Consider the following 17,429-nt stretch of genomic DNA (forward strand, 5'->3'; position numbering starts at 1 on the left):
ACACGCCAAAAACCTGGCCGTCCTCCCATATATATTATGAAGAGGCTTTCGCTTTTGAACGAAGACGGGAGGAATTGGGATGGCAGTGTATCGTAATGTGCAGGTGAATTTTTGGCAGGATGATTTTGTTTTGGATTTGACGCCGGAGGAGCGATATTTTTATGTTTACTTATTAACTTGTTCGAAGACGACGCAGTGCGGGATTTTTCCTTTTCCGAAGCGGTTAGCTGAGATGGAGACGGGTTATAACAGGGAGACTGTTGATAAGCTTGTGCAGCGTTTTGTTGATTATGGGAAGATTCTTTATGATGCGGATACGCGGGAGTTATTCGTTTTGAATTGGCTTCGTTATAATCCTGTGACGAATACGAATGTGGAGAAGTGTGTGCTTCGTGAGCTGAAGGGTGTGAAGAATAAGGAGTTTGTACATATGTTTCTTCAGAAGTGTGTAGAGGAGGAGCTGAATGTTCCGATGCTTTTAGCACATTTCGGTATGCCGAGTGATTTGGCTGTGGATGATGTTGAGCCAATTTGTGAGGAGACAGAGGAAGAAGAGGTTGTTCAGGAAGAGACGGGAAGTAAGGTGTTCACGTTTTATGAGCAACATTTCGGTAGTTTGTCTCCTCATACTGTGGAGGAACTGAGTGCGTGGATGGAAGATTTGTCAGAGGAGCTTGTGCTGAAGGCTCTTCAAATTGCGTTTGAGAATAATAAGAGGACGGTTGCTTATGTGAAGGGCATTTTGAGAGGTTGGCATGGGAAAGGGTTTACGAAAGTTTCTGAGGTTGAGGCGGATACGGCGAGCTTTAGGAAGAAGGGATCGTCTGTTAGTACGGGGGAGACGGAGGAGTTTTTGGCGAGGTGTGAGGAGTGGGAGAAGAATGCGCCATCTGAGGAAGAGTTGCAGCGCTTTTTAGCGGAGCGCGGGTGGCGGCCATGAGTATTCAAAATGTGGAGGCGGAGAAGACGGTGTTAGGTTCTCTATTACTTGATGGAGAGCTTATTAAGGAGTGCCGTTTGACGGAGCAGTATTTTTCAATGCCAGTACATAAGTCTATTTTTCAGTTAATGCGAAAGATGGAGGGCGAGGGGCAACCGATTGATCTTGTGACTTTCACTTCTAGGTTGGACCCGAATTTTTTGAAGGGCATCGGGGGAATGGAGTATTTTATAGGGTTAATGGATGGTGTTCCTACTACTAGCAACTTCTCATATTATGAGGGGCTTGTTCGAGGTGCCTGGAAAATGTATCAGGCAGGTGTTCTCGGGCACAAGATGGGAGAGCGTCTTATTACGGAGAAGAATGAGAAAATTATTGGTGAGACGATTACAGCACTTTGTGAGTTAGAGGAGAAGGACTGTGTATGTGAGTTTGATTTGAAGGATGCGCTAGTTGATTTATATGAAGAGCTTCATCAAGATGCGAAAGAGATTACTGGTATTGAGACTGGTTATACATCGCTAAATAAAATGACGTGCGGATTGCAGGAAGGTGATTTTGTTGTACTTGGTGCGCGTCCTTCTATGGGAAAGACTGCGTTTGCGCTAAATGTGGGGCTGCATGCGGCGAAGTCTGGAGCGGCGGTAGGAGTGTTTTCGTTAGAGATGAGTAGTAAGCAATTGTTAAAAAGGATGGCGTCTTGCGTAGGTGAAGTGTCAGGAGGTAGACTGAAAAATCCGAAGCATCGTTTTGCGATGGAAGACTGGGAAAAGGTGAGTAAGGCGTTTGCGGAGATTGGTGAATTGCCACTTGAGATTTACGATCATGCAGGTGTTACGGTGCAAGATATTTGGATGCAAACTCGTAAGTTAAAGAGGAAGCATAGTGATAAAAAGATTTTAATTATTGTAGATTACTTGCAGCTTATTACGGGCGATCCGAAGCATAAGGGCAATCGATTTCAAGAGATTAGTGAAATTTCGCGTAAGCTTAAGCAATTAGCACGTGAATTAAATGTTTGTGTAGTAGCGTTGTCGCAATTGTCTCGTTCTGTAGAGTCACGGCAAGATAAGCGACCTCTTTTATCTGATTTAAGAGAGACAGGACAAATTGAGCAAGATGCGGATGTCATTATGCTTATGTATCGCGAGGATTATTACGATAAGGAAACGAAGCAGAAAGAGATGACGGAGATTCATGTGGCGAAGCATCGGAATGGACCTGTGGGGAGTTTTAAGCTGAGGTTTTTGAAGGAGTTTGGGCGGTTTGTGGAGATTTGATGATAAAATAGAAGAAGGCATATAAAAAGGTAAAGGAGTGGTTACGGATGACAAAAGTAGGTCGTTTATATGAACAAGAGAAGCAAGAAGAAATTGATAAAGCACTTTCGGCAGCTGGAATGCTCTTTAAAGGAATGAGTGTAGAAGAAATAGCTAAAAAATTAGATGTAACAATTGAAAAGGTGAAAGAGTGGGAGAAGCGTTTATCTCATTAATCGCTGGGATAATGGCAGCGTCTGTATAAATTTATACAAAAATAGCCGAATATTTACTATATAATAGTCGGCTATTTTTGTACGGAGAAGTTGTTAGGTTTAATACGCAAATCTTTTGGTTTGCTCTTGAATATGCTTCTTATTTCCCCATAAAGAAAGACTTTCTCTCTGCAGTAATCCATTGCTGCAAGTCATCTTGGCTACGTCGGACAAGTCGATTTACTAAAACATCATGCCATACATAATCCTCTAATAAGTATATATGAACGGGGTCATCTGTATAAAAAGCAATATTACGCTCTTCAAGTGATGGTCCATAAATCATCTCTTTAGAATCTATCGATACAATAAACCAATGTTCTGTAGACAAGGTTTCTGTATAAGGTGTTATGCGATGGGCTTCTAGATTTTTAATGGGATTTTCAACATGTAGGGTAATACCTTGTATTGTAACTTTATCAGCTACTTCAGATAGATCTTCTTTTAACGCTTCATACATCTCATCCCACATTGAAATGACAATACGTCGTTCTGCTTTTTTTATTAATGCCTGACAATAGCTAATGATTGTTTGATTGTCTTTTAAAGTAATCACTCGATTATCTGTTTTTTCTTCGGAAGTTTCTAGTTTTTTTAATGAATCACTTATTCCTTCATATGTAGACTGCCATTCTGATTGCGCCTTCTGTAAAAAGATTTCAACAGGTAGAGGTGAATAGCGAGTGGTGTCATTTATTTCTTCTTTCATGACAATTCCTTTTTCTACAAGGTTACCTAAAATCTCATAAATTCGCGCTCTTGGGACACCCGAATCCTTACTCACTTGATAGGCTGTGACAGGCCCCTGTTTAACAAGAGATACATAAGATTTAGCTTCATATTCATTGAAACCAATTTTTTTAAGCTGTTGCACTATGTAGTCCACTTTTTTCGTCCTCCGATGTTTGCTTTTATCCCGCTTTAACGGGCAGTAAGACCCCCACCTCAAAATTCAGCGGAAGCAAAGAAGTTAGGTGGGGGGCGGGCTGCCCGTAAAAGCCCGATTGGTGAAGGCTAATAATCAGTGGGGGATGAACAAAACCCCCACTGATTAAAGTTTCACTTTATATTTCAACGTTACAATAACTCTTTACATTTAGCAAATTGATAGTTACTATTACAATAGTGACTAAAGGGGAGGCTACTAGTATGGATTTTTATTTAGACCCATCTGTATTAATGATTTTAATTGTTTTTGGATTTGTAGCTGCATTTATTGATTCAGTTGTAGGTGGTGGCGGACTCATTGCTTTACCAGCTTTATTATTTACAGGATTGAATCCAGCAAGTGCAGTAGCCACGAATAAATTAGCATCAACAATGGGGAGTGCAACTAGTAATATTGTGTTTTATCGTTCTGGTAATCTTGATTTGAAATCGGCGTTTAAATTAGTTCCGCTCACTTTCATAGGTTCCATAATAGGGGCATGGACCGTTCATTTAATGAATCCAGAAGTACTGAAGCCATTGATGTTGATTATGCTTGGTGCGGTCGCTATTTATACGATATTCAAAAAGGATTGGGGTAGTATTTCCACTCATAAGAAATTGTCTGGTCGACACGTCATTATTTTTACCTTTTTTATTTTTGCTATTGGTTTTTATGATGGATTTCTAGGTCCTGGAACAGGTTCGTTTTTAATGTTTTCTCTTTTATTTATTGGGTATGATTTTTTAAAAGCAGCAGGTAATGCGAAGCTTCTTAATTTAGGAAGTAATGTTGGTGCATTGTTGATGTTTATGTATGTAGGGCAAGTAAACTATGCATATGGTTTTATAATGGGGATTGCTCAAATTGCTGGAGGGATTGTTGGCTCCAAATTTGCTATAAAAAAAGGGAGCGGGTATGTTCGTGCTCTTTTCATTACAGTAACTTGTTTATTGTTAGCGAAAAATCTGTATGACTATATTCAATAAGTAATTAAAGAACGTAGAAAAGATTAAATACGCAGACTACATAAAATATAAGAAGATACTAGGTGGAAATTTCTTTGCACAATTTTTAGATGTTACCTTATTTGAAGATAGCATCTAAAAAAGTCTTATTAAAAATGAAAATAATATAAACTCATATTTTTCTATGTAAAATTTCATTTGTTTTGTTTACATAATATCTTTACAATCATTTGATAAAATAAAGTCAACTGCATATTGTGAGGGTGGATGGTTATCCCTTCTTTCTATTCGGAAGGAAAGGAGGTGATAATATGGAGTTTTTGTTTGACCTTGTAAAAGAGTTTGTCAAAGCGACTGTGCGCGAAGTTTCAGCGTATTTTTTGCGGAAGCAACTTCTGGATAAGGACAACAAAAAACCCACTCCGCGCCGTCACAAGCAAAAGGGTGGGTTCCGCAAAAAGAAATAGCTTATAATAACCACCACCCTAAGCGGTAGCAGTTAGGGAAGAGATGTTAGCGCATCTCTTCTTTTTATTATATGCCATTTTATTTGATGTCATACTTATATAGTATTCTACGGAAAATATATCATATTCCTATTTTGTGGTCAATTTGATTGCATGATTGAAAAGGTGTAGTCTTATTCCTCTTCAAACTGAAAAATATCCCGATTAATAAGTTGGTGGAGATACCTATCCATTTCAGCAGCAGAAACGCTTTTTTTATTTTTAAACCACCATGTGCTTAATGAGGTGATTGCCCCTGAATAAAACTCAATGATTAAATCATTTGGTATCGTATGGTTTTTGCAAAGTTGATTTAATGCTTCTATTTCTTGTTTTCTCGTTTCGTGACTTAAATAATGTGTACGGGTAATAAATTGTTCATCAGACATTTGCGTTTCTAATATTTTACCGAGTTCTTCATGATGTAGGAATTGTTCCATTACTTGAAATGGTTTACTTAATCGATCTGAAACCGGTATTTCAGCAATCATCTTGCCGTATCGTTTAAATCCAAATGTTAATAAAGCATCTTTATCTTCAAAGTGTTTATAAAAGGTTGTTCGGTGTACCATAGCGCGGTCACATATTTGGTTAATCGTAATCGTACTATATTTCTGTTTTGATTGCGTCATTAATTCAAATAAGGAATCCCACAGTAATTTATGTGTACGTCTAATACGTAAATCAAGTTGTTTTTCGTTATCATTCATCTACAATTCTCCTTTTTTGTAGATTAAATATACAGTGGTTGAAAATTGATTCTCCCTTTTTAATCTACATATGTATATTATATTACATGTGTTCTGGTGTATTTAAAGTTTTTTAAGTAAGAAACAGGAGGAGAATCTGTAAATGAATATGACAACTAAGAGCCCCGCAAGTGGTAAAGTTGATACTTCTAATTTGAAACATACCCCCATTTTAATTGCGTTACTTTTAGGAGCAATGGTTGCATTATTAAATGAAACATTACTTGGTAATGCGTTAACAGTATTAATGAAGGAATTTGACGTAACAGCTTCAACGATTCAATGGCTTTCTACAGCTTACATGTTGGTGGTTGGGGTTTTAGTCCCAATTACAGCGTTACTTCAGCAATGGCTCACAACGAGACAAATGTTTTTGATCGCTATGGTAACGTTTTTAGCTGGTACATTAATTGCGGGATTTGCACCAACATTTTCTGTTTTATTAATCGGCCGTATTGTCCAAGCGGTAGCGACAGGGTTAATTTCACCGTTATTAATGAATACGATTTTAATTATTTGTCCGCCTGAAAAACGTGGTGCGACAATGGGATTAATCGCACTTGTGATGATGGCAGCTCCGGCAATTGGTCCTACATTATCTGGAGTAATTGTGGATTCATTAAATTGGCGCTGGTTATTCTATATTGTTATTCCTGTCGTGATCATTTCCATTATGATTGGGATGAAGTACATTCAAAATGTTTCAGAGTTAACAAGGCCAAAAGTAGATTACCCATCAATCCTTTTATCGACATTAGGATTTGGCGGATTTGTGTATAGCTTTAGTGCATCAGGTGATTTAGGATGGTCTGATACGAAAGTATATGGTGCTTTAATTGTTGGGCTTATCTCATTATGTATTTTTGTCGTTCGACAATTAAAAATTGAGAATCCAATTTTAGAATTACGCGCATTTAAAGTTCCGATGTTTACATTATCAGTCGGATTAATTGTCATTGTGATGATGTCGTTATTTTCAACGATGACTTTATTACCGATGTTCCTGCAAACCGTTTTACTCGTTACAGCTTTTAAATCAGGAATTATCATGCTTCCAGGAAGTGTTATTAGCGCTATAATGGGACCAATCGCAGGTAAACTATTTGATAAATTTAGTCCGAAAGTTATTATCGTTCCCGGCATTGTGTTAGTAGGGATTGCAATGTTCTTATTTAAAGGCATTACTCCTGATACATCAATGTTACAAATTATTGTTATGCATAGCGTATTAATGGTTGGACTTATGTTTGTCATGACAGCACAAACATACGGTTTAAATCAATTAACACCAGATTTATATCCGCATGGAACAGCACTGTTTAATACGTTGCAACAAGTAGCTGGTGCAATTGGTACAGCTATCTTTATTTCGAAAATGTCTTCAGGAACAACTAAGTATATGGAAAGCTCCGCAAATCCACTGAATCCAGTAGAGAAGTTAAACGGTTTAACTTCAGGGTTCCAAGGTGCATTTGCACTTGGGTTAATCTTTATTATTGTTGCATTTATCGTATCGTTATTCTTAAAAGAAGAGAAAGAAGGAGTAAAGGAAGCGAGAGTTTTACAGAACGAACATTAAGGTTTATATAAAAAAGACATCTTTCCCTAGAAAAGATGTCTTTTTTATATTTTTTTGTAACACTTGTTTTAGTTGTCTTCATACATAAGAATTGGTATGTGAAATATTGTATTTTTTGAACGTGAATAATTATTGAGAATAACAATGCAAAGCTGTGCTAATAACTAAAAGTCCAATAATGAGAGAAAGTGTTCTTATAATAAGTTCTGCCACTAATAGTTCACCAAATGATTTAGTGACATCGTATATAGATCCTGTTATGAGAATAGGTGCAATCATGATTATAATTCCAATTATTATTTGAAGAAGTAGATTGATGTTTTTATTCAAGACAATCACCTCCAAAAAAATAGGGAATGAGAATATGTTTTTTTTGTATTATAAAATGATTATATCGTATTACATTAGACGATGAGAATATTTTTAGATAGTAGAAATTAGAGACTCTTCAATAAAAAGGAATTAAATATGATATTCTTTAGTTAATGTATGTAAACGAAGACAGGGGAAATGAAGATGGACAAGAAGCTAACGTATTGGCTAGCATCTATTATAGGGGGAGTAGTACTTGCAACTGGTATGACTTATGGAATGTTACAGTTTGCTGAAGTCCCGCTTCAGAGTGAGGACCATGTTTTTGCAGAGGTTAATAAAGAAGACACACTATCGAATGAAGCAGAAGTGAAAGGCTCAAATGCACAACTTCACATTACAGTAACTTCTACTGAAGAAGAAGTGATTTCAGCTATGCATAGTATGACTCATCAAAAAGTAAAAGCGTGTGAAGGAAAGGGAGCAACCCCTATGTCCAAAAAGAATGCAGAGAAAGTAAGAAACATTCTAAACGGAAACAATTTCAAGAACAAAGAAGAACTATTAGCAATTACTGAAAGATGGGCAAATGGAGATTTTAGTAAAATTGTAGAAGAACATAACTATTTTATTAAACTTCAAGGTGGCGTGATAGGTGAAGCTACAGTGATGGATACGGTAGAAGAGCAAGTATTCTGTCTCAATACTTTCGGTGATGATGTAACGGCCGCATTAGTTAAATCAGGAGATCTTCAAGCGCTGTAAGGTGTTTTTTCTTTAATATAAAGAAAGCCTCAAGTATTCCTATACTTGAGGCTTTTCCAATGGAAAGATAGGAATGATTTGAATTCCTTACATTAAGAACAAAGTGGAATTACTCCTAAACCAATTAATAAAGCTGCAGCAACTGCTGGAATTGGTACAGGAATTTGAATACCTTCTACAAACAAGAAATACTGACCACTTACTATTTTAAAACAAACTAATTGCATGGCTATTCCTCCCTTCTTTTAGAATTAATACATTATATTAATTTATCTATTTATTGTTATAGTTAAATTATTCATTTTTAAAAATATAGTTAATATGTGAATAGTTTTCGAAAGGACCTGCTCAATCAATACGAAAAAACATAAGATAAAACGAATCCATTAAAATACATGAGTGAACCTTAGTTTTCCCCTCTTATCTAAAGGAGGAACTATTATGGGTTATGGTGGTAGTTGTGGCGGTTGTGGCTTCTCGGGAGGCTTTGCTTTATTAGTTGTGTTATTCATTTTATTAATCATCGTTGGAGCTTCTTGCTTCTGCTAAAAACTATTGGAAAAGACACTCATATGGAGTGTCTTTTCTTTCGTGCAAAATGCTTCCTGATATTATCCAACTGTATATAGTATACGGTATACTTTTTCCTCATTAGACATATAAAATTGTAATAAAAAATGTTGGAGGGATGTTATGAAACTAGTAGGGAAGCACATTTATATCCGGCTTTATAAAACCGCTGATGCTAACGAGTTAGCTAACTTACATATTAGAAATCGCGAATTTTTTCAACGAGTTTGCCCGTTGCTCCCAGAAGTTTTTTATACAGAAGAACATCAAAAAATACGTCTTGAACAAGCTCTAAAAAAGACAGCTGAAGGGCAAGTATACCCTTTCGGAATCTTTTTAAGAGAAAATGATAAACTGATTGGAGACATTTCATTAACTCAAATTGTTAGGGGAGACCTCCAAAGCTGTTATACGGGATTTACTTTAGATAAGGAGCATAATGCAAAGGGCTATACAACAGAGGCTCTTCAACTTGTTGTAGATTTTGCTTTTAGGGAATTAAAGCTACATAGAATTGAAGCAGGAGCGATGCTTGATAATATAGCATCTATTCGTGTATTAGAAAAAGTGGGGTTTAAAAAAGAAGGTATAGCGAAAGAAAATATAAGGATTAATGGCAAATGGACAGATCATCAAATATTAGCTATTATCAACAGTTTGGATGTGTAAGCTTATTTTGATTCCAATAACGATAATTATGTAAAGGGCTGTCTATATCGACAGCTTATTATATTTTTTGCTTAGCGTGATTTTTTCGGCTAATTCAGTAAAAAACGGAAACTCTGCAACCCACACTAGGATAGGAATGTATAAAAAAATGAATAGCATTATAGGGGTACGGAAACGATTATGAGTTTCAAGGGCCAATCTGAAATTAAATACCACGCTTCGATTTTGATAAGTGTATTTGAGAAACTCTAAATCCTTTAAAATCAATAACTTGTAAGCTTCTCAATAGAGTACACTCTATTGAGAAGGTAAATATGCAATTATGCATATTTATATTTTTTTATTTTAATAGTAAATAAACCTAATATATAATTAAAAAGTTTTTTACGAATTGATAAGGAGATGCGAGTATGAAGAAAACCATAGGACTTATATTATCATTATTTTAATTACTTTCTACCTATGCACCAATGTTTACAGAGGAAGTCGAAGTTTTAAATCAAATAGGCCGCGTCAAAGAGAAAGGAGATTAGTATTATTATGGATCTCGTCAACATAATGCGAATTTTAGACTAAGGGATTTTCAAATTAAAAAACTTGGTTTTACTGTTTATTAAGAAGGTTCCATAAACGGGCTACTACATTTAAAACATGAAACATCTTATGAATTAATTATTGTTTAGACAGAATGACTTAGGTTGTCCTTATGCGAAATATTAGTATGAATAGAAATTTGATAATTATATAAGACGCCGTAAATGAAGGATAAAATAAGTGCTGATTTTGCAATTATATTTTTAAAAATTGAATAGGAGATCTATTATGAATACAATTAAGAAATTATTTTTAAGTTCTGTGATATGTATTTTATTATTCAGTACAGTAGGAACAGCGTATGCAGAACAAAATGGTCAAGTGAATTCATCATCTTTTATTGACGTTCCTAAAACCCACTGGGCATATAAAGAAATGATGTATATGGCTGAAAATAAGATTATAACAGGATACGGAAATGGATATTTCGGTGCTACGGATCCTATTATTCGCGAACATCTTGCTGCATTCTTGTATCGATATTTAAAACCGCAAGATAGTACCAATAATCCATTTGTTGATATTGGTGACAGCAATTTTAAAAAGGAAATTTTGGCACTTACTGCACGGGGCATATTTAGCGTAAATGTAGAGAAACAATTCAATCCGAAAAATAATATGACGCGTGCTGAAATGGCTACAGTGCTTGTCAGAACATTCGATTTAAAACCGAAAGGGAATTTTGACTTTACGGATATGAAAGGTCATTGGGCTAACGAATATGTCAAAATATTAGCTGGAAATAAAATTACAAATGGTACTGGTGATGGAAATTTTAATCCAAATGGACTTGTCACAAGAGAGCAATTTTCTGTGTTCTTATATAGAACAATCATGGAAACATCAGGTATAAAAAACAATAAATCGGTTGGATGGGTTGTAGATGGAGAAAAGAAATACTATTATGACAAACCAGGCGTGAAACATACTGGATTATTACGTTCAGGGGATGATACCTATCTCTTCGATAAAAATGGTAATCTAGCTGTGGGATGGAATACCGTTGACGGGAAGGACTATTATTTTAATAGAACAACTGGTGCAGCCCAAAAAGGCTGGTTCCCGCAGGCTACACATTGGTACTTCGCAAACGATGAAGGGGCAATTCAAAAAGGTGATGTAACTTATAAAGGTAAACAGTTTCAATTCGACAGAACAGGAAAGATGGTCAAAGGCTGGGTAAAAATTAATTCATTTGATCATAATATATACGGTTCAAGAACAGTTTTAAAAGGATATAATCCTATTCAAGTTGGAGACGATGAAGTTCTTGAAGTAGTGGGAGAAGATGATCCGTTATGGTTTAGAGTAAATTATAACGGAAAGACATACGTTGTAAAAAAACTATTTGTAGTTTTGTTTGATCAATCTTTATCCAATAAAATGGATGCGATTCGTCAAGATGTAAACGATTTGAAATTCGGACTAGAATTAATACAAAAACACTCAAAACGCTTAGCTGATGCTAATCAAGCGAAGAATATCGATACGGCTATACTAGAATCTAGCGAATTGACACAAAGTTTGAATCAGTTCCTAACGACTTTAAAAGGATCTCATATACAAAGCTTAGTTGATAACATAAACGCAAAAGAAGCTGACCCAAATGTACAAGTAAAATATCAATCTATCCTCACGAACTTGCAAATGATGGAGGATGATTTTAGTAAAATCCATAAGTTTATGTTATTAAAAGATAGTATTATGGTTTTAGATAAAGCAACAAAAGACTCTGGTACAATGATTAACAATGTACAAGCTGCTAAAGATTTGATACCAGAAACGAAAAGACAAGTAGTAGAACTCGTGGCAGAATTCATGGACCAATATGCACAGATTTTTGCCGCACAACTAGACGCGGCTTATGGTTTTCCTGTAGAAATAGATGAAGCATATGTTCAACCGATAAAAGGATTCATAGATTCCTTACCGAAAGATGAATTAAAAAAACAAGCAAATGGATTAAAGGATACTGCAACAGAAATAAAAGATTGGCATGAAGATTTCAAGGGTAGGATACCCGCATATAAATCCATGGCTAAAGATTTACACACCTTTAATAAAAGTGTAGATAAATTTGCTAAATCAGTAGATACAGCAGCTAAATCTTTACATAAGCAAGCTTTGATGGTCGAAGACTTAACAAGAAGTGTTTCTACACACATTAAAGAAGCGCAACAAGCCTTCCCAACTCTTCACACAGATATCATGTCAGGTATCGACGCTACGAACCACCTTTTAGATTCCGCTAATAAGATTGCGGGATATAAAATTGATACATCTAACGTAGCTAAAAATGTCGGAAACATGGACGGTTTAACAAATCGTCTTAAGGATTTTGGTGTACCACCTGAAAAAATGAAAGAATATCTGGAAGAACAGAAGCGTACGAATGAACTTGGGTCCATGTCACTTGATTTTATGCCAGTTATTGGGCAAATTAAACAAGGTCTGCAACTTTATAACGGAAGAGAATTTTTCACAGACAGAAAATATGAGCCGAATGATTATGTATGGGGAACTGTTTCTACACTAGTAGGTGGCACTCCTAAAGTTATTGGTCGAGTATTTGGTAAATATGGAGAATTAGAGCAAAAAGCGAAGGATTTAGGAAAAGTATCAAAGGTAACAGAAGAAATTGGATGGAGTATGCCAAGAGGTGGCGGCGTCATTGATGGGCGTAAGTATACTGAACATGCGCTTGAAAGAATGGCGCCTGATACAATTCAGGTTCGAGCAGAACTTACAAAGCGTGCACGTGAAAGAGCTGAAAGGAATGGTTACACATTCGGATCAAAAGAATACATGGAGGAATTAAAAAAAGTTGATCCACGTGGTGTAACACCAAGTGTAGTAGAAGAAACAATTAAGCATGCTACTAAAAAACCTGGAAATAAACCTGGTCTATGGCAATACGATGGGAAAGATGTTAGAGTCGTATTGAATGATAATGGCGATGTTGTATCCGTTGTACCTAATAAATCGTGAATATTATAAATAAAGTGGATTGAGCCCATTCACGTAAGGAGTTGTTAAATTGAATATACAATATGATGAATATGAATTATTAGAAATATTCGAGAGTGAACCAGAAGATTATTTTATTCCAGGTGCAGGTGCATATAGATATAATAAAATAGATAAATTAGGCTTTGAATTAGTAATGATTATGTGTTATTACGAGGAAACTGTTGAATTAAATTTGTATTATAAAAATAAACGCATCTTTGAAACCAAGATGCATTCGGCGAAACGAATCTATACCCGTAATGACTCATTATATGTCCAAGGTGGCGTAGAAAACAAAACAATCGAAGTAAAATTCAAACCACATTTTACAGTTACAATAAATGAGTTTTAAAAACTCGAAATTAATGATCGTAAATATTCTGCGCATGCTTTAGAAAGAATGGCTCTGGATACAATACAAGTTCGAGCTGAATTAGAGGTACGTGCCAAAAGTAGAGGGCTTGTACGTAGTACACAGAAATTTAAAGAATTTGTTAATCCTAGAGGTATCACAACTTCTGTAGTAGATTTTCTGTGCCTTTCCATCGGAAAATCAAGACTGATATAAAAAATGAGTAGAAAAAACAAGGCTTTTACTTTGTGGATACCACTACAAAGTAAGAGCCTTGTTTCATTATATTTGTTCATACAGTTTTCCTTGTAGTCTTCTGTTTTCATCCTTCAATCGCTTATTCTTTATCAATTTTTCGAACAGGTTGCTCCCAAAAGTTTTTTATACAAAATAACATCAAAAAATACGTCTTGAACAAGCTCTAAAAAAGACAGCTGAAGGGCAAGTATACCCTTTCGGAATCTTTTTAAGAGAAAATGATAAACTGATTGGAGACATTTCATTAACTCAAATTGTTAGGGGAGACCTCCAAAGCTGTTATACGGGATTTACTTTAGATAAGGAGCATAATGCAAAGGGCTATACAACAGAGGCTCTTCAACTTGTTGTAGATTTTGCTTTTAGGGAATTAAAGCTACATAGAATTGAAGCAGGAGCGATGCTTGATAATATAGCATCTATTCGTGTATTAGAAAAAGTGGGGTTTAAAAAAGAAGGTATAGCGAAAGAAAATATAAGGATTAATGGCAAATGGACAGATCATCAAATATTAGCTATTATCAACGACTTGGATGTGTAAGCTTATTTTGATCTCAATAAAGATAATCATGTAACTCTTCAAATTTTACCAACTGTTTTATAGAGACCTTTACAATGTTTGGATCAGAAACTAACCCTACAAGTCTTGAAATTCCATCTAACTCTACGATTACTCTATTTGAAAATTTTACAACTAACCACAATAAAACTCTTATTCGCTTTAGTTTTAGCCCGATATTTGCTGCGTTCGTCACATTGACTAGTAGAACATTTAATTTCACAACTCCACAAACAATTAGATTAACACCAGGGAGATACACGGACTTTCTTATTTGAGGATGTTAAATGCCACTTCAGTTAAAGCTTCATCAAGGCCATTATTTATCCAACAAACAACATATATTTGTTGTGTTAAATCAAATTCATATTACTGTGAGAATAGTGATTATGGTTATTAGTAGTTATTAAAGAGGGCCTTGGCTCTTTTTTTATTTTCTTTCGACATAATATGACAATATACGAATTAATAGTTTGGTATTATTATCTAGAAATATTACATTTATCTACAAATTATTATTGTATTTTTAATTTTTAGAATGTAAAATATTTCAATGTAAATACATACCATTTAGGAGGATAAAGAAATTTATGAAAAAATTATTAGCTTCAGCAACAGCGGTAACACTATTAACAGTGGGGTACAGTTCTTCTGCATTTGCAGCTAAGAGTCCTAATGATACAAAAAACTGTGGCCATTTTAAAAGTCAACAAGATGCTCAAGCATTCTGGGATCAAAATGGATATGGTGTTGGAAATGATCCGCACCGTTTAGATAATGATAAAGACGGCATTCCATGTGAAGATTATAAATATCCAAAGAGCACAAATACTACAACAGAAAATAAAGAAACTACTAAACCTCAAGAACAACCTAAACAAGAAAATACTAAACAAGAACCTGTTAAACAAGAAAACACTAAGCAAGAGAATTCAAAACAAAACAATCAAACAACAAATAATAAACAAGAACAAACTAAGCTTCAAACAACTGTAAAAGAAACAAAGAAAAATACTAATACAGTTGTGAAAAAAGAAACGAAAAAACAAGGTGAAAAATTACCTAATACAGCATCAAACGGTGTTACAATGATGTTAGCAAGCTTAGGATTAGCATTAGCTGGATCTGTATTAATGTTCCGTCGTAAAAAGACAAACGCATAAAATAGTTCCTTAAAACGGCAGGAGAAATCCTGTCGTTTTCAAATGGAGTGATAAGAGTGAATAAAAAACAATGGATAGGCTTATGTTTAACTGTTATTGGACTTACTATCTTTTCCTATTATTTTCTAGAATGGTATAGTGCTAGACAATCAGCAGAGTCGTTAACAACTAACGAGGCTAAACAATATGAGACCTCCACATCTTCTAAAGAAAATGAAACGCAAAACATCAATCAAACAGAGACAGAGATAAAGACTGACACTTCATTACAAGAAGAACCTGTACAAATTCCTGCTTCAAAGGTAAACCATCAGTTAGGAAATAAAGTAGCATATTTAATTATCCCTAAAATACAAAAGAAATACTCTATATATTGGGGAGCTGATGATAAAGTACTAAAAAAGGGTGTAGGTATGTTTGTTAGTGACTTAACTACTACACCATCAGGAAATGGTCATACAGTTTTAAGTGGACATAGAGATACTGTTTTTACCGAGCTTGGTCAGTTAAAGGAAAATGACCAACTTATCGTGGAATATGAAAATAAAACATATACATATAAAATTAACAAGCATTGGGTAACAGATTCAGAAGATCGAACAGTTATTGTAGAAAAAAGTGAGCCGACATTAACATTAACAACTTGTTATCCTTTTGACTATATAGGAGACGCTCCAAATCGGTACATAATTGAAGCATCTCTACTTTCCATTCATTGATGAGGATGGAAAGTCCAATACACATTAGTAAAATTAAAGTGGTTATCGAGTCGGAGAAAGGCACCTTAGAGTGTCTTTTTTTATGTAAATAAGCTGCTCATACGGACAGCTTATTATGGTTTTTGGCTTAGCGTGATTTTTTCGGAATGCTGGCGGCACCCCATCGCTATCAACCTAATAGAGCGGGTTGCTCCCAAAAGTTTTTTATACAAAATAACATCAAAAAATACGTCTTGAACAAGCGTTAAAAAAGAAAGCTGAAGGGCAAGTATATCCTTTTGGAATCTTTTTAAGAGAAAATGATAAAATGAAGATAATATTAAGAAATTATGGGGATGATTACGTTGCTTACTTTAATCAAATTTGTAGTTAGTTATGCTGCAAGTCTATTTGCTTTTATTTTTGGATGGTTCTTAATTTCATATATTTTTAATCCTAGCTTTATTCACCCGGACGTCTTACATGGATTTATAAAAACTATCGTCACTTATGGTAGTATACCAGCTCTTATAGCTTGTCTAATTGGGGAAGTCTTATATAGGAAAATTAAACGATGTAGAGAGTTTCAATTTGGGATTCCTTTATTTATAGGACTAGCATTGATCTATACACTTATACCATATCTTTTTCTTTTTACTTTTACTTTTTCACATTTTTTTGACTTCGTTGCACCTGTTATTATGGGTTCCTTAGCATTTTATTTAGTACGTAGAAAAATATAATTTTCGTTTTGCTGCATTATAATAGCTATCTCTGAATCACTAGTTTCAAAAAGCCTTCACGCAATGATAATTGCATGAAGGCTTTTGATGTTTTCTTATTTTTTTGTCTCGTTAACCCATGTAATAATGTCCTGGATGACGTATTCGGGAACGTTAGCAGGGATTTCGTATTCACTAGGAAGACTTAATTCTCCGTCACCCTCCGTGAAGAAATGATTCAATTTCGGATATTTTTTGAACTGAACATTCCTGCGGTTTGCAAGCCCTTCTTGCCATTTTGTATATTCATCTTTTACTGTTACTTGATAATCACGTGCTCCTTGCAGAATGAGTAAAGGCTCTTTTCGTGATTTTGCTTCTTCAACTGGACGCCACCTAGAAACATCATACATAAAATGAGGTGACCCCAAATTGTAGCCAGCTGGAGGATGGTCAGGATTGAAAGCAGGATCCTGGATATGAACTGACCCCATAAAGTTAGACAGGTCGTTTCATTAGGCAGCCTTTAGGGCATGAGTTCGATATTGTACCGG

The 17,429-nt window shown here is 35.2% G+C and carries 19 protein-coding genes and 3 pseudogenes; 16 read left to right on the forward strand and 6 right to left on the reverse strand.

Features of this window, described 5'->3' with window-relative positions; genetic code table 11:
* Window positions 1–79 precede the first annotated feature (79 nt).
* The 3 genes from ACS2QP_RS21885 to ACS2QP_RS21895 are packed head-to-tail and all read left to right on the forward strand — an operon-like array spanning window position 80 to window position 2,435.
* The gene (locus tag ACS2QP_RS21885) at window positions 80–940 is read left to right on the forward strand and encodes a DnaD domain-containing protein (RefSeq protein WP_438882837.1); all 861 of its coding nucleotides are present in this window, start codon (window positions 80–82) and stop codon (window positions 938–940) included.
* On the forward strand, window positions 937–2,220 hold the full coding sequence (dnaB, locus tag ACS2QP_RS21890; RefSeq protein ID WP_438882838.1) for a replicative DNA helicase: 1,284 nt from the start codon (window positions 937–939) through the stop codon (window positions 2,218–2,220). Before ACS2QP_RS21885 ends, dnaB begins: the two co-directional genes overlap by 4 nt.
* A 47-nt stretch (window positions 2,221–2,267) precedes the next feature.
* Window positions 2,268–2,435, forward strand: a complete 168-nt coding sequence (locus ACS2QP_RS21895; protein WP_000169783.1) for a hypothetical protein — start codon at window positions 2,268–2,270, stop codon at window positions 2,433–2,435.
* A gap of 139 nt (window positions 2,436–2,574) precedes the next feature.
* Here the strand turns inward: ACS2QP_RS21895 and ACS2QP_RS21900 are convergent, their stop codons facing one another.
* Complete coding sequence (locus ACS2QP_RS21900; protein ID WP_048565174.1) at window positions 2,575–3,360, reverse strand: TrmB family transcriptional regulator; 786 nt, start codon at window positions 3,358–3,360, stop codon at window positions 2,575–2,577.
* 263 nt (window positions 3,361–3,623) lie between these two features.
* On the opposite strand from ACS2QP_RS21900, the gene ACS2QP_RS21905 reads away from it, so the two are divergent.
* Together ACS2QP_RS21905 and ACS2QP_RS21910 are read left to right on the forward strand one after the other, a co-directional pair.
* On the forward strand, window positions 3,624–4,391 hold the full coding sequence (locus ACS2QP_RS21905) for a TSUP family transporter (RefSeq protein WP_000348456.1): 768 nt from the start codon (window positions 3,624–3,626) through the stop codon (window positions 4,389–4,391).
* A 290-nt stretch (window positions 4,392–4,681) separates the two neighbouring features.
* Window positions 4,682–4,837 (forward strand): hypothetical protein, encoded by a 156-nt coding sequence (locus ACS2QP_RS21910; protein ID WP_000394753.1) that lies wholly within the window; start codon window positions 4,682–4,684, stop codon window positions 4,835–4,837.
* A gap of 173 nt (window positions 4,838–5,010) precedes the next feature.
* Here the strand turns inward: ACS2QP_RS21910 and ACS2QP_RS21915 are convergent, their stop codons facing one another.
* On the reverse strand, window positions 5,011–5,586 hold the full coding sequence (locus ACS2QP_RS21915) for a TetR/AcrR family transcriptional regulator (RefSeq protein WP_000999318.1): 576 nt from the start codon (window positions 5,584–5,586) through the stop codon (window positions 5,011–5,013).
* Between the two features lie 142 nt (window positions 5,587–5,728).
* Here ACS2QP_RS21915 and ACS2QP_RS21920 point away from each other — a divergent pair, with 142 nt between their 5' ends.
* Complete coding sequence (locus ACS2QP_RS21920) at window positions 5,729–7,204, forward strand: MDR family MFS transporter (RefSeq protein WP_438882839.1); 1,476 nt, start codon at window positions 5,729–5,731, stop codon at window positions 7,202–7,204.
* 129 nt (window positions 7,205–7,333) lie between these two features.
* Here ACS2QP_RS21920 and ACS2QP_RS21925 read toward each other — a convergent pair whose 3' ends face one another.
* Window positions 7,334–7,534 carry a hypothetical protein gene (locus ACS2QP_RS21925; RefSeq protein ID WP_438882840.1) on the reverse strand — a complete coding sequence of 67 codons (201 nt, stop codon included), beginning with the start codon at window positions 7,532–7,534 and terminating at the stop codon, window positions 7,334–7,336.
* 186 nt (window positions 7,535–7,720) lie between these two features.
* Between ACS2QP_RS21925 and ACS2QP_RS21930 the strand changes: the two genes are divergently transcribed.
* Complete coding sequence (locus tag ACS2QP_RS21930) at window positions 7,721–8,281, forward strand: PRK06770 family protein (RefSeq protein ID WP_438882841.1); 561 nt, start codon at window positions 7,721–7,723, stop codon at window positions 8,279–8,281.
* A 92-nt stretch (window positions 8,282–8,373) separates the two neighbouring features.
* Here ACS2QP_RS21930 and ACS2QP_RS21935 read toward each other — a convergent pair whose 3' ends face one another.
* A complete protein-coding gene (locus tag ACS2QP_RS21935; protein ID WP_001177693.1) occupies window positions 8,374–8,508 on the reverse strand; it encodes a hypothetical protein in 135 nt (44 codons plus the stop codon).
* A gap of 214 nt (window positions 8,509–8,722) precedes the next feature.
* Between ACS2QP_RS21935 and ACS2QP_RS21940 the strand changes: the two genes are divergently transcribed.
* The 5 genes and pseudogenes from ACS2QP_RS21940 to ACS2QP_RS21960 all read left to right on the forward strand — a co-directional run.
* The gene (locus ACS2QP_RS21940; RefSeq protein WP_000540375.1) at window positions 8,723–8,830 is read left to right on the forward strand and encodes a YjcZ family sporulation protein; all 108 of its coding nucleotides are present in this window, start codon (window positions 8,723–8,725) and stop codon (window positions 8,828–8,830) included.
* A 144-nt stretch (window positions 8,831–8,974) separates the two neighbouring features.
* Window positions 8,975–9,520: a GNAT family N-acetyltransferase gene (locus ACS2QP_RS21945; protein WP_000779763.1), complete on the forward strand. Its 546-nt coding sequence runs from the start codon at window positions 8,975–8,977 to the stop codon at window positions 9,518–9,520.
* 822 nt (window positions 9,521–10,342) lie between these two features.
* Window positions 10,343–13,102 carry an S-layer homology domain-containing protein gene (locus ACS2QP_RS21950; protein WP_438882842.1) on the forward strand — a complete coding sequence of 920 codons (2,760 nt, stop codon included), beginning with the start codon at window positions 10,343–10,345 and terminating at the stop codon, window positions 13,100–13,102.
* A 49-nt stretch (window positions 13,103–13,151) separates the two neighbouring features.
* Complete coding sequence (locus ACS2QP_RS21955) at window positions 13,152–13,475, forward strand: hypothetical protein (protein WP_001025898.1); 324 nt, start codon at window positions 13,152–13,154, stop codon at window positions 13,473–13,475.
* A 361-nt stretch (window positions 13,476–13,836) separates the two neighbouring features.
* Window positions 13,837–14,274, forward strand: a pseudogene (locus ACS2QP_RS21960) (GNAT family N-acetyltransferase); the annotation flags it as partial.
* 13 nt (window positions 14,275–14,287) lie between these two features.
* Here ACS2QP_RS21960 and ACS2QP_RS21965 read toward each other — a convergent pair.
* On the reverse strand, window positions 14,288–14,488 hold the full coding sequence (locus ACS2QP_RS21965) for a hypothetical protein (RefSeq protein WP_438882843.1): 201 nt from the start codon (window positions 14,486–14,488) through the stop codon (window positions 14,288–14,290).
* Between the two features lie 394 nt (window positions 14,489–14,882).
* Between ACS2QP_RS21965 and ACS2QP_RS21970 the strand changes: the two genes are divergently transcribed.
* The 4 genes and pseudogenes from ACS2QP_RS21970 to ACS2QP_RS21985 all read left to right on the forward strand — a co-directional run bounded on the left by ACS2QP_RS21970 (window position 14,883) and on the right by ACS2QP_RS21985 (window position 16,896).
* Window positions 14,883–15,455: an excalibur calcium-binding domain-containing protein gene (locus ACS2QP_RS21970; protein WP_438882844.1), complete on the forward strand. Its 573-nt coding sequence runs from the start codon at window positions 14,883–14,885 to the stop codon at window positions 15,453–15,455.
* 56 nt (window positions 15,456–15,511) lie between these two features.
* On the forward strand, window positions 15,512–16,174 hold the full coding sequence (locus ACS2QP_RS21975; RefSeq protein WP_438882845.1) for a class D sortase: 663 nt from the start codon (window positions 15,512–15,514) through the stop codon (window positions 16,172–16,174).
* 187 nt (window positions 16,175–16,361) lie between these two features.
* Window positions 16,362–16,484: pseudogene (locus ACS2QP_RS21980) on the forward strand (GNAT family N-acetyltransferase); the annotation flags it as partial.
* 25 nt (window positions 16,485–16,509) lie between these two features.
* On the forward strand, window positions 16,510–16,896 hold the full coding sequence (locus ACS2QP_RS21985) for a hypothetical protein (protein WP_438882847.1): 387 nt from the start codon (window positions 16,510–16,512) through the stop codon (window positions 16,894–16,896).
* A gap of 95 nt (window positions 16,897–16,991) precedes the next feature.
* Here ACS2QP_RS21985 and ACS2QP_RS21990 read toward each other — a convergent pair.
* Window positions 16,992–17,354: pseudogene (locus tag ACS2QP_RS21990) on the reverse strand (alpha/beta hydrolase); the annotation flags it as partial.
* Window positions 17,355–17,429 lie beyond the last annotated feature (75 nt).

This window comes from Bacillus cereus group sp. Bce019 (assembly GCF_051781745.1).
Lineage (GTDB): Bacteria > Bacillota > Bacilli > Bacillales > Bacillaceae_G > Bacillus_A > Bacillus_A cereus.

Bases quoted from the DNA above. Each gene is read 5' to 3' on its own strand.
- ACS2QP_RS21915 (WP_000999318.1), bottom strand. From the start codon at position 5,586: ATGAATGATAACGAAAAACAACTTGATTTACGTATTAGACGTACACAT.
- ACS2QP_RS21950 (WP_438882842.1), top strand. From the start codon at position 10,343: ATGAATACAATTAAGAAATTATTTTTAAGTTCTGTGATATGTATTTTA.
- ACS2QP_RS21895 (WP_000169783.1), top strand. From the start codon at position 2,268: ATGACAAAAGTAGGTCGTTTATATGAACAAGAGAAGCAAGAAGAAATT.
- ACS2QP_RS21970 (WP_438882844.1), top strand. From the start codon at position 14,883: ATGAAAAAATTATTAGCTTCAGCAACAGCGGTAACACTATTAACAGTG.
- ACS2QP_RS21905 (WP_000348456.1), top strand. From the start codon at position 3,624: ATGGATTTTTATTTAGACCCATCTGTATTAATGATTTTAATTGTTTTT.
- ACS2QP_RS21985 (WP_438882847.1), top strand. From the start codon at position 16,510: ATGATTACGTTGCTTACTTTAATCAAATTTGTAGTTAGTTATGCTGCA.
- ACS2QP_RS21935 (WP_001177693.1), bottom strand. From the start codon at position 8,508: ATGCAATTAGTTTGTTTTAAAATAGTAAGTGGTCAGTATTTCTTGTTT.
- ACS2QP_RS21920 (WP_438882839.1), top strand. From the start codon at position 5,729: ATGAATATGACAACTAAGAGCCCCGCAAGTGGTAAAGTTGATACTTCT.
- ACS2QP_RS21940 (WP_000540375.1), top strand. From the start codon at position 8,723: ATGGGTTATGGTGGTAGTTGTGGCGGTTGTGGCTTCTCGGGAGGCTTT.
- ACS2QP_RS21910 (WP_000394753.1), top strand. From the start codon at position 4,682: ATGGAGTTTTTGTTTGACCTTGTAAAAGAGTTTGTCAAAGCGACTGTG.
- ACS2QP_RS21930 (WP_438882841.1), top strand. From the start codon at position 7,721: ATGGACAAGAAGCTAACGTATTGGCTAGCATCTATTATAGGGGGAGTA.
- ACS2QP_RS21945 (WP_000779763.1), top strand. From the start codon at position 8,975: ATGAAACTAGTAGGGAAGCACATTTATATCCGGCTTTATAAAACCGCT.
- dnaB (WP_438882838.1), top strand. From the start codon at position 937: ATGAGTATTCAAAATGTGGAGGCGGAGAAGACGGTGTTAGGTTCTCTA.
- ACS2QP_RS21885 (WP_438882837.1), top strand. From the start codon at position 80: ATGGCAGTGTATCGTAATGTGCAGGTGAATTTTTGGCAGGATGATTTT.